At 65.3% G+C, this 10,733-nt stretch carries 8 protein-coding genes; 4 read left to right on the top strand and 4 right to left on the bottom strand.

Annotated elements, in window-relative coordinates; all coding sequences use genetic code 11:
* A partial coding sequence (locus tag ACTHLA_RS17810) for a hypothetical protein (RefSeq protein ID WP_440192712.1) occupies window positions 1-435 on the bottom strand: 435 nt, incomplete at its 3' end.
* 144 nt (window positions 436-579) lie between these two features.
* Here ACTHLA_RS17810 and ACTHLA_RS17805 point away from each other — a divergent pair.
* Together ACTHLA_RS17805 and ACTHLA_RS17800 are read left to right on the top strand one after the other, a co-directional pair.
* Window positions 580-2,190 carry a sodium:solute symporter family transporter gene (locus ACTHLA_RS17805; protein WP_440192709.1) on the top strand — a complete coding sequence of 537 codons (1,611 nt, stop codon included), beginning with the start codon at window positions 580-582 and terminating at the stop codon, window positions 2,188-2,190.
* A 142-nt stretch (window positions 2,191-2,332) separates the two neighbouring features.
* Complete coding sequence (locus tag ACTHLA_RS17800; protein WP_440192706.1) at window positions 2,333-5,146, top strand: bifunctional diguanylate cyclase/phosphodiesterase; 2,814 nt, start codon at window positions 2,333-2,335, stop codon at window positions 5,144-5,146.
* A gap of 13 nt (window positions 5,147-5,159) precedes the next feature.
* Here ACTHLA_RS17800 and ACTHLA_RS17795 read toward each other — a convergent pair whose 3' ends face one another.
* From ACTHLA_RS17795 to ACTHLA_RS17785, 3 genes are read right to left on the bottom strand one after another with little or no spacing between them, the layout of a single operon-like run.
* Window positions 5,160-6,485 carry a hypothetical protein gene (locus ACTHLA_RS17795; protein ID WP_440192703.1) on the bottom strand — a complete coding sequence of 442 codons (1,326 nt, stop codon included), beginning with the start codon at window positions 6,483-6,485 and terminating at the stop codon, window positions 5,160-5,162.
* Window positions 6,482-7,363, bottom strand: coding sequence for an ATP-binding cassette domain-containing protein (locus ACTHLA_RS17790; protein WP_440192700.1), 882 nt, complete (start codon window positions 7,361-7,363; stop codon window positions 6,482-6,484). Before ACTHLA_RS17790 ends, ACTHLA_RS17795 begins: the two co-directional genes overlap by 4 nt.
* Window positions 7,360-7,761, bottom strand: a complete 402-nt coding sequence (locus ACTHLA_RS17785) for a GntR family transcriptional regulator (protein ID WP_440192697.1) — start codon at window positions 7,759-7,761, stop codon at window positions 7,360-7,362. Before ACTHLA_RS17785 ends, ACTHLA_RS17790 begins: the two co-directional genes overlap by 4 nt.
* A 135-nt stretch (window positions 7,762-7,896) precedes the next feature.
* On the opposite strand from ACTHLA_RS17785, the gene ACTHLA_RS17780 reads away from it, so the two are divergent.
* Window positions 7,897-9,552 carry a DUF389 domain-containing protein gene (locus tag ACTHLA_RS17780; RefSeq protein WP_440192694.1) on the top strand — a complete coding sequence of 552 codons (1,656 nt, stop codon included), beginning with the start codon at window positions 7,897-7,899 and terminating at the stop codon, window positions 9,550-9,552.
* 96 nt (window positions 9,553-9,648) lie between these two features.
* Window positions 9,649-10,719 carry a YeiH family protein gene (locus tag ACTHLA_RS17775; RefSeq protein ID WP_440192692.1) on the top strand — a complete coding sequence of 357 codons (1,071 nt, stop codon included), beginning with the start codon at window positions 9,649-9,651 and terminating at the stop codon, window positions 10,717-10,719.
* The last annotated feature ends 14 nt before the right edge of the window (window positions 10,720-10,733 follow it).

Genomic DNA, 10,733 nt, shown 5'->3' with positions numbered 1-10,733 from the left:
CCAGTCGCTGAAAAGGATGGTAAAATCCTCATCCTCATAGCGTCTGGGCCCAGACGGATAGGGCGTTGTGTAAAGCTGGCGCAGCAGGGCCTGCATGACGAGGGCGCAGCGTTGGGCGCGGGCGGCTTCGATGTGGGTCTGTGGCCGGTCGATGCGCTCGACGGCGTCGAGCAGGCGGTCGGCGCAGGCGCGTAAAGAGTCGCGGAAGGTGGGCGCGGGAGCCGCGTCACAGGTCTGAGGCGGCGCTTCGGGCAGGCTGGCCAGCGCCTTGTCGGCGGTCTGGAGAGCGCGGGCGGCGTGGGTGGCTTCGACATAGGTTTGCGGGGCCGGCATGTCGTGCAAACGCTGGGCAATGTCTTCGGTGAAGGCGCGCAGACGCAACAGCCGCGCTTCCAGCGCCGCCTTGTCCGCTTCTGCCTGTTCCGTATAGGTCATCGCATCAGGATAAGGGCGTTTTGGAGAGAGGGGATAAGTGCGCTCACCCGCGCTCAAGGAGCGCAGCGTTAGCGCGACGAAAACCGCATTGCGCGGCGGCGTGAATCCGCTACCTTCGCGTTATAAGATAAAGCAGGGGCCCATATGTTCGACGCCAGCCGTCTCAGTTCAAGCGATGTCGTCGTCTTCGGCCTCTATCTGCTCGGCCTTCTGGCGGCGGGACTGATCGGACGCAGCCGGGCGCTCAAGGCGCGCGAGCATTTCCTTGGCGGGCAATCGGCCTCGTGGCTGCGCATCGGTTTTGCGCTTTACGCCACCACCATTTCGGCGACCTCGCTGGTCGGGCTGACCGGATCATCCTATGCGCACGGCGTATCGTCGGCCTTTTCCTATGAATGGCCCGCCGCCATCGTGCTGACCCTGTTCTGCGCCGTCGTGCTGCCGACCTATGTGAAGTCGCGCATCTTCACCGTGCCGGAGTTTCTGGAGCTGCGCTACGGACGCTTCGTGCGCACCTATGTGTCGGGGCTTGGCATCGGACTGGGCGTGTTTCTCGACGCTTCGGGGTCGTTGTTTGCGGGAGCGGTGCTGTTTCAGACCCTGTTTCCGGGCTGGCCGTTATGGGAGGTGTGCGCGCTGCTGGCGGGACTATCCGGCGCCTTCCTGATCATGGGGGGATTGCGCGCCGTGCTGATGGTCGAGGGGGTGCAGGGCCTCGTCATGGTGGTGTCATGCGCGGCGCTGGCCTTTTTCACCTTTTCCGCCATTGGCGGCGGCGATCCGCTGCACGGCTGGGGCCGGATCATGCGCGAGGTCGATCCGTCGCATCTGAAGCTGATCCTGCCCGCCTCCGATCCGTACATGCCGTGGACCGGGCTTGTCACCGGCGTACCCCTGATCGGCTTTTATTTCTGGTGCGCCAATCAGACCATGGTGCAGCGCGTGCTGGCGGCCAGATCCCTCGACGACGGGCGGCGCGGGGCCTTGCTGGCCGGAGGGCTTAAACTGACCAGCCTGTTTCTGGTCTGCATCCCGGGCGCGGGCGCCATTTTGCTGTTTCCGCATCTGGCCCAGCCCGATCAGGTGTTTTCGCACATCCTGTTCGATATTCTGCCCCACGGATTGACCGGCCTGTTCCTGGCCGCCTGTCTGGTGTCGATCCTGTCGTCGCTGTCCGGCATATACAATTCGGTCTCGACCCTGACGACCATGGATTTCATCCGCCGCTTCAGGCCGGGTCTCAGTGAGGCGGCGCTCGTGCATATCGGCAAGGCGGTGACGGTGATCGTCATGTTGATCTCGATCCTGTGGGCGCCGCAGATCGTGCATTTCAAGGATACGCTGTGGCAGTATCTGCAGGCTTTGCTGTGCTATTTCGTACCGCCCATCGCCGCCGTCTTCATCGCCGGTCTGTTCTGGAAGCGCGCCAATAAGCGCGGCGCGGGTCTGGCCCTGGTGGTCGGGACGACGATGAGTTTTGCGCTGTTTTACGCCATCGAGATCGCGCATCTTCTGCCGCTGCACTTTCTGGTCGCGGCCATGCTCATCTTCCTGATCGCGCTGGCGGCGCTGGTCGTCGGCAGTCTGAGCGCGCCCTTGCCGGATATGAAGCGCGTGGCGCCTCTGATGTTCTCCCAAACCGTCTGGGCCGAGGAGAGCGCGCACCTCAAAGGCGTAAGCTGGTTTCGCAATTACCGCATCCTGTCCGTGGGGCTGCTGATCGTGACCGGCATCATCGTGATCTGGTTCGCCTGAAAGGGTATATTTTACCTTTTATTTCGCGTTAACGAGAAAAAAATCCTGCTTTGTTAGATAAAAAGGTCTGCGGAGCCGTTTTGGCGTGGAGAAATCCAGAACGGCGGACAGAATGACCGTATCCGATAAGGCCTGAGTTTACATGTTTCGAGTGCTTTACTGCCTGCGCGATCACCATGACTGGAAGCTGGTGGCGCTGGCGGCTATTGTCTGTCTGATTTCCAGCGCCGTCACGGTCATGATGATCGCGCGCGCGCGGCTGACACGCGGCGCGACGCGCAAAGACGACAGACGCGCCTATATCGCCTGGGTGCTGGTGTCCGGCGCGGCGGCGGGCTTTTCCATCTGGGCGACGCACTTTATCGCCATGCTGGCCTATAATCCCGGCGTGCCGATGACCTTTTCGCCGGGACTGACGCTCCTGTCGCTGCTGGTCGCCATCGCCCTGACGGCGGGCGGCATCGAGATCGGGGTGTCAAAAGCGTTTCGCGGCGCCGATCTGACCGGCGGCGCGGTCGTTGGCGCAGGCATCGCCTCAATGCATTTTCTCGGCATGGCGGCGCTCGACGTACCGGGACGGCTGATCTGGGCGCCGGATCTGGTCTTTGTCTCCATAGCGGCGGGCATGGCCCTGTCGGCGGCGGCCATGTGGTCGGTCAACCGTTACAATCACCGTCTGATCTGGCGCGCGGCGCCCCTTTTGACCCTGGCCATTGTCTGCCATCACTTCGTCGCCATGGGCGCGGTGACGGTGCTGCCCGATCCGCGCATAACGACCAATGGACTGCATCTGTCGCCGCACGCCATGGCCGCCGCCCTGTTCAGCGCCGCCGCCGCCGTCATGGCGGTCTGCGCCTTTGCGGTCATCTGGGGCCAGCGCTTCGACGCCATGCGCGCCGACACCGACCGGCGCTTCAAAGTGCTGCTGGAAGGGCTGGAGGACACCTTGCTGTTCCTGCTCGACCGCGAGGGGCGGGTTCTGGACTGGAACAACGGCTCAGAGCGCAACAACCGCTATCCAGTCAAGGACATTGTCGGCAAGGTCTATGCCGATGTCTGCGCGCTCGACGCGCAGTTTCCAATCCGGTATCGACACGCGCTGGACGCTGCGCGGCAGACCGGACACGCCGAACTCGAAGCGCGCATTCAGGATATCGAGGGCCGCGCCTTCTGGAGCCACACCACCTTGCGCGCGCTTCGCGATGACAACGGCGAGCTGATCGGTTACGCTTCGATTACCCAGGACATCAGCGCGCGCAAGGCTGACCAGGACCGTAGCCTTGAGGCGACGCGCAATCTCGACGCGGCTCTGTCGCACATGTCGCAGGGCCTTTTGCTGTTCGACCGCAACGAAAAGCTGGTGCTGGCCAACAGACGTTTCATCGACATTTACGGACTGGACGCCGCCCAGGTCACCCCAGGCCTGTCGTTTCGCGACCTGCTGGTCATGCTGATGTCCACCCGCGACGGCGCTGCGCCGCCTGAAGCCGAGATCGAGACCTGGCATGCGCGTAACCGCGCCCTGATCGCTCGCCCCGGCGGCGGCGACATGGTTTCGGACTTTTTCCCCCATCGCACCATGTCAGTGTCGCATCGCCCGATGCCAGACGGCGGCTGGGTGACGACCTTTGAGGACATTACCGAACGCCGTAAGACCGAGGCGCGCATCGCCCATATGGCGTTGCACGATAGCCTGACCGGCCTGCCTAACCGCGCGCATCTCAACACCCATCTCGACGCCGAACTGGCGCGCGTTGCGGCGGCTGACCAAAAGCTGGTCGTGGTCGCCATCGACCTTAACGGGTTTCGCGCGGTCAATGACCGCCATGGCCACAGCGTCGGCGACCGTATGCTCAGGGCGGTGGCGGCGCGGCTGTCCGACGCGCTGCGCGACGGTGAATTCATCGCCCGCTTCGGCGCTGACGAATTCGCAGCGGTCATGCCGTACGGCGATGAAGCGGCGCTCGACGATTTTCTCACCCGCCTGTGCGACGCGGTGCATACGCCCAGCCAGATTATGGACAGTCAAGGCGCCGTCCTGTCGTTGAACGGCGGCGGCGCCATCGGCGCGGCGCTGTTCCCGCAGGACGCGCAGACGCGCGAAGCCCTGCTCAACAACGCCAATCTGGCCATGTGGCGCGCGCGCGCCAGCCACAGCGATCACCTGTGCTTCTTCGACGCCGGAGCGGATGAGGCGGCGCGCGACCGCCGCGCCCTGGCGCACGATCTTGGGCGGGCGCTGGCCAATGACGAGTTCCGCCTCTTCTATCATGTGCAGCAGGCCGTCGCGACCGGTGAGGTCACCGGCTATGAGGCGCTGATCCGCTGGAGCCATCCGCAGCGCGGCTTCGTCTCGCCCGCCGATTTCATTCCGCTGGCCGAGGAGAGCGGCGCCATCATCGCCATCGGCGAATGGGTGCTGCGCACGGCGTGCGAAGAGGCGGCGCGCTGGAGCGAGCCTTTGCGCATCGCGGTCAATCTGTCGCCGGTGCAACTCAGCGACGAGCGTCTGATCGCCACAGTGCGCGACATCCTGATCATGACCGGGCTTGCGCCGTCGCGGCTGGAGCTGGAGATCACCGAAACCTCGATTATCGAGGACCGGACGCGCGCCCTGCACATCCTGCGTCAGATCAAGGCCTTGGGCGTCAGCATCGCCATCGACGATTTCGGCACGGGCTACGCCTCGCTGGATACGCTGGGCGCCTTCCCGTTCGACAAGATCAAGATCGACCGCTCCTTCCTGATGCAGGCCGATGTCAGCCCGCAGGCCCACGCCATCGTGCGCGCCATTCTGGCCCTGGGGCGCAGCCTCGACATTCCGGTGCTGGCCGAGGGCGTGGAAACTCAGGCCCAGCTTGACCTGCTGCGCGCCGAGGGCTGCGCCGGGGCGCAGGGCTATCTCCTGGGCCGCCCGCAGCCGCAGGTCGGCGTCACGCTCCGCGCGGCGGGGTGAGGCCAGACGTCCGTCAGCCGTCTCGACCGCGCCAGGTCTGCGCCGTCAGCGGACGCTGGCGATAGGCGGCGCGGCCATAGGCCAGCTCCGCCCAGGTCCAGACCCAACCGCCCGCAAGAAGCAGACACAGTAGCAGCGCCATCCACACCCTGGCGGCGGCGGGCAGCGCAGGGCCTCCTGTCGCCGCCATGAAGCCGGCGTTCACACCCATGAGACCGGCGAGGACGCCGACGAGCGCGACGGAGGCCCTGACGCCAAAGCGCAGTTGCAGGGCCAGGCTCACAGACGCGGCGGCCAGCAGGGCCAGCGCCGTCAGACCATAGGCGGCCAGCCACATTGGCGTCAGCGTCGCCGGAGCGATCAGAAGCGTCAGTCCCCACATGAGCGCGAACACCGGCAGTTGCAGCAAAGGCGCTGAAGCCTGCAAGACAACCGTTCGCGCCGCAGGCGTCAGCGGCAACCCCGCTAAGGCGCGGATCGGCGTCGTCGTCTGTGTGGTGATCGCCACGATCGCCGGAGGCAGCGCGCCCAGGATCGGCGTCCATGCCGAGGCTCCGTCTGAAACGATGAACATGACGGCGACGGCGAGCAGGGAAAGACCAGTGGAAAACGCCAGACGGTTCAGGGCGGGCCTAGCCAACGCGCCCCACCCCGTCAATCCAGGCTGGCCCGGCTTCGACGCGGCGGCGTCACGGCTTTTCGCGCGCGCGAGCCGCGGCGGTTTGGGCAGGGCCAGAGGCAGCCAGGGACTGGCCGCATACAACGCGAACATCAGCATCAGCCCCATCGCGCCGCCCGTCAGCATCTCGCCCTGGTGGACCAAAAACAGGTCTTTATCCATCCAGCGCATCCCGAGCGCAAGAGCGCCCGTCAGCGGCAGGCCAAGGCCCAGCGCATAGCCGCCAACGCCGAACATGGGCGCCAACTGGGCCGCCAGCAGCACCGCCGCGCCGAATAAGGGGATCAGAGATAGCTCAGCGCCGCCATAGGCCAGGATCTCAACCGGCGGCGTGCTCAAGGCGCCGAACATGGCCGCCCCCGCAACGGCCAGGGCCAGAGACGCCAATGCGCACAAAGCGGGGCGGCCCAGCAGATGCCACCATTGCGCCTGTCCCAGTTCGGCGCGCGACAGTGGAAGATGGCGCCAGACCGGCGTTTTGAGCGTATAGTTTGACGTCACGACGGAGGCGGAGAAGACCATCATGATGTTCGGCTCGCCCTTGCCTGTCATCCACACGCCAGCGATGAAGGCGACGATCAGCCAGAGCAACAGCCCGACGCCGTTTTGCCAGAGCGGGGCGGGATCAAGGACGAGATGGCGCAGTCGTGACGTCATCATGCGGCTTTCTCCTGCGTTTCAGAGGTCAGGGCGAGGAACAGGTCTTCGAGATTGAGCGGAACCCCGGCCACGACGCGCACGCCCTGCGCGCTCAGCGACGCCTCGTCGCAAAGATGGCGATCCAGCAACAGGCGGACGCGGTCGCCGTTGCGCGCGATCAGACGCACGCCGCTCAGATCAGGCAGACGCCCCGCACAAACGGCGTCCAGCTGCACGTAGCGCTCCAGAAGGCGGTCCATCGGCGCCATGACCTCAAGCCTGCCGTTGCTGATGATGGCGCAGTGGTCGGCCAGCCGCTCCAGATCGCTGAGCTGATGCGAAGATATCAGCACAGTTCGGTTATCGGCTTTCACGACATTGAGCAGTTCATGGAACAGAACGCGGCGCGCGTTCACATCAAGCCCGACCGTCGGTTCATCGAGCAGCAACAGCTCCGCCTCGCGCGCCAGCGCCATCGTCAGGGACAGCTTGATGCGTCCACCGAACGACAGGGCTGTGATCTTCTGGGCGCGCGTCAATTCAAACGCCGTCAGAAGGCGGGCGCAGCGCGTCTCGTCCCAGTCGGGATAGAAGCCGCGCACGAAATCGAGCGCGCGCCCGACCGTGCCCCAGACCGCGTAACTCACATCCGGATTGACATAGGCGACGCGCGTCTTGATTGCGACTTCATCACCAGGCTGCGTCAGACCCAGCAGTTCGATACGCCCCGACCGCGCGCGTCCCAGCCCCATCATAAGATCCAGCAAGGTCGTCTTGCCCGCGCCGTTCGGTCCGATCAGAGCTGTGATCGAGCCGCGCGGCACGCTCAGGTCCAGCGGGCCGAGCGTGAAACCGCCTTGTTTGCAATAAAGTCCTTCTGTCAATATCGCCGGGCTCATCCGTCAATTCCCTCTTTCAAAATGTGATTCAACATGTCCAGCAGCCCCGCATCATCCAAGCCTGCGGCGCGTCCGGCGGCCATGCCCGCCCGCAGAGCCGCCTGCGCGGCTTCGATATTCTGTTCGCGCAAGCGTTCGCCGCCAGCGTCGGCGACAAAGGCGCCCAGACCCTGCCGCGAATAGATCACGCCGTCCTTCTCCAGCTCCTCATAGGCGCGCTTGACGGTGATCAGGCTGACCATGAGCTCCGCGGCCAGACTGCGCAGCGACGGCAGGGCGTCGCCCGGATTAAGCCGGTTGGCGGCGACCTCCCGCTTCACCGCCGCGACGATCTGCTCGTAGAGCGGTCCTGGCGCAGCCGGTGAAATCGGCCCAAACATGAAGGCAAGCGAAGTCATATACTGTGCATATACAATATGCACAGTTTTGGCAAGACGCTATCACTCTGCTTCACGTTCGCGCGAGAGGGACGCGAGGTCACTGGTCACCGACGATAAGGCGAGGCATGAGGGGGTGGATATGATGGAGACCGCATGCCGCAGCCCAAAGACCCTTCGCCAAAGCCGGGTGTCGAAACCTCGCGCCTGATGACCCATCTGCGGGGCCTGGGCGACGAGTGCGCCAGCATCGTCAGCGAGCTGTTGCGCCCGCCGTCGCGCGCCTTCACCAAGGCGCACCGCGATGCGGTCGAGGAGGAGGTTCACGCCAATGCCTGCCATTCAGCCTTCTATTACGGCCTGACCTTCTGCGCCTGCGGCATCGCCACACTGGGCCTGTTGCAGTCCTCCGCCGCCGTGGTCATCGGCGCTATGCTGATCTCGCCGCTGATGGGGCCGATTGTGGCCATGGGCCTGTCGCTGGCCGAACTGGACCTGCCCAATTTCCGCCGCGCGGCGACCACGCTGGGGGTCGGGGTGCTGGTGTCGATCCTGGCCTCGGTGCTGATCGTCTGGGCCTCGCCGCTCAAGGAGGTGACGGGAGAAATTCTGGCGCGCACCCGCCCGACCCTGCTGGACCTGATCGTAGCCGCCCTGTCGGGCGTGGTCGGCGCCGTCGTCACCCTGTCGCGGCGCGGCGGGATTATTGCCGGCGTCGCCATCGCCACCGCCCTAATGCCGCCGCTGGCGACGGTCGGCTACGGGCTGGCGACCTGGACGCTGAATATCGCCGCCGGCGCCGGTCTTTTGTTCATCACCAACGTCGTGGCCATTCTCGGCGCGGTGTTTATCGTCGCACGCCGTTACGGTTTCCTGCCTGCGCGGCATGAGCGATCGCGCTGGGAGGCGCCGATTCTGGCGATGATCACCCTGCTGCTGTGCGCGCCGCTGGCCCTGTCGCTCAACGACCTGGTCACCGAGGCGCGCCAGACCAACCGCGTGCGCAACACCATAGAGAGCCTGTTCGCCAAGGAGGGCGCGCGCATCAACGACCTGCGCGTCAGCGTCAGCCATGGCAAGGTCGTCAATGTGCAGGCCGTCGTCATCACCCACGCCTATGTCGATGGCGTCGAAAAGCGCTTCGGTCAGACCTGGCCGGACCTCAAGGGCCTCAATATCGAGCAGGTGATCGCCGCCAACGCCAACGATATCAATGCGCACAAGACGGTCAGCCTGCCTTCGCCGCAACTGCCGTCCCTGTCCGATCAGGTGGCCAGCCTGCCCGCCGACCGTTATCTCAACGCCGTGCTGGAGCGGGTGGCGACGGTGCAGGGGCTGAAAAGCGACAACGGCGCTCTGAGCGCGCAGGTTACGCTCAAGAACGGCGGCTCGCTGGAGGATTATCACGCGCTGGAGCTGGCCGCGCGCCAGCTTATACCGGGAACGTCGGTGACGCTGATCCCGCCATCGCAGCCCCTGCCCGCCATCGCCTTCGACGCGGGCAAGTCTGCGCTTAGCGACGATGGCCGCGCCGCTGTGCTGGCGGCGGCCTGGGCGGCGCAGCGCTGGGGCGGCGGCGGCTTGCAGATCGTCGGCGGCGGCCCGACGGAGCGCATCGCGCGCGCGCGCCGAAGCGGTGGCGGCGGTGCTCGATCAAGTCGGGGTCGATCATGCGCCGGTCGCCGTGGCGGCGGCGAAGGACGCGCCGGATGCGGTGAATCTGTTTCTGGCGCCGGTCGCGACGGCTTCGGCGGCGTCCAGCGCGTCGCAATAAACGGGTCGCAAACAGACGCTTGCGGAGCTGGCCAATGACAGCAATTGTTCGATTTATAAGAACGAATTTAACATTATAATCTGTTGGAACGAACCTTTCTGCGGGTATAAACCGGCGGCGAAGTGGAGTTCCCCATGGCTGACATCGCCGTTCCTGTTCGCGCGCACCGCCTTTTGAGCGTTTTGCCCGGTTTCGTTTTGTGCCTGATCGTCACCGGCGCCGCCTATGCGCTGCAATCGGCGGAGGCGGCGTTGCTTGGCAAGGCGTGGGTCGAGGCGCTGGTGCTGGCCATCGTGCTGGGCGCGACCGCACGCAGCCTGTGGACGCCCGGCGCGGCATGGCGCAGCGGCGTGGAGTTCAGCGCCAAGTATCTGCTGGAGATCGCCGTCGTGCTGCTGGGCGCCGCGGTGTCGACTCAGATGCTCATTGATGCAGGCCCCTTTTTGCTGATCGGCATCTTCCTGGTGGTCGCCAGCGCCATCCTGATCAGTTTTGGCATCGGCAAGGCGCTGGGTCTGCCGACGCGCATGGCGTTGCTGGTGGCGTGCGGCAACTCGATCTGCGGCAATTCGGCCATCGCCGCCGTCGCGCCGGTGATCGGCGCCGATTCCGAGGATGTCGCCGCCTCCATCGCCTTCACCGCCGTGCTAGGCGTGGCGGTCGTGCTGGGCCTGCCGCTGATCGGGTTGCTGCTGGGCATGAAGGCGGCGGCGTTCGGCGCCTTTGCAGGCCGGACCGTCGATGCCGTGCCGCAGGTGATCGCCGCCGCCGCGCCGATGGGGGCCAGCGCGATCCAGATGGGAACCCTGGTCAAGCTGACGCGCGTGCTGATGCTGGGGCCGGTCAGCCTGGTTCTGTCGCTGATCGCGCCGCATCTGGCGCCGGAGACGGTTCCGAATGGGGAGCTGGTCGCGGGGGAGGCCCGGCGCCGACCGGATCTGGCGCATTTGGTCCCGTGGTTCATTATTGGCTTCATCGCCATGGTGGCTCTGCGGGCCCTGGGTTTTATCCCGCATGCCGCCCTGACGCCGATCAGCGATGTGGCGGGTTTTCTGACCGTCGTGTCGATGGCCGCGCTGGGGCTGGGCGTCGATGTGCGCACAGTGGCGAAGGCGGGTGGGCGCGTGACGCTGGCCGTGGTGCTGTCGTTGCTGGCCCTCGGGGGCATCAGTCTGGCGCTGCTGAAGGTTCTGGGGATGGCGTGAGGGCCAAAAGAAAC

This window comes from Asticcacaulis sp., assembly GCF_051956075.1.
Lineage (GTDB): Bacteria > Pseudomonadota > Alphaproteobacteria > Caulobacterales > Caulobacteraceae > Asticcacaulis.
Note: the sequence above shows the minus strand (reverse complement) of the source record. Positions and strands in the feature narration are given on the sequence as shown.

What these genes read in the sequence shown, in the direction of transcription:
- ACTHLA_RS17805 (WP_440192709.1), top strand. Translation starts at nt 580, where the DNA reads ATGTTCGACGCCAGCCGTCTCAGTTCAAGCGATGTCGTCGTCTTCGGC.
- ACTHLA_RS17790 (WP_440192700.1), bottom strand. Translation starts at nt 7,363, where the DNA reads ATGAGCCCGGCGATATTGACAGAAGGACTTTATTGCAAACAAGGCGGT.
- ACTHLA_RS17785 (WP_440192697.1), bottom strand. Translation starts at nt 7,761, where the DNA reads ATGACTTCGCTTGCCTTCATGTTTGGGCCGATTTCACCGGCTGCGCCA.
- ACTHLA_RS17775 (WP_440192692.1), top strand. Translation starts at nt 9,649, where the DNA reads ATGGCTGACATCGCCGTTCCTGTTCGCGCGCACCGCCTTTTGAGCGTT.
- ACTHLA_RS17780 (WP_440192694.1), top strand. Translation starts at nt 7,897, where the DNA reads ATGCCGCAGCCCAAAGACCCTTCGCCAAAGCCGGGTGTCGAAACCTCG.
- ACTHLA_RS17800 (WP_440192706.1), top strand. Translation starts at nt 2,333, where the DNA reads ATGTTTCGAGTGCTTTACTGCCTGCGCGATCACCATGACTGGAAGCTG.
- ACTHLA_RS17795 (WP_440192703.1), bottom strand. Translation starts at nt 6,485, where the DNA reads ATGATGACGTCACGACTGCGCCATCTCGTCCTTGATCCCGCCCCGCTC.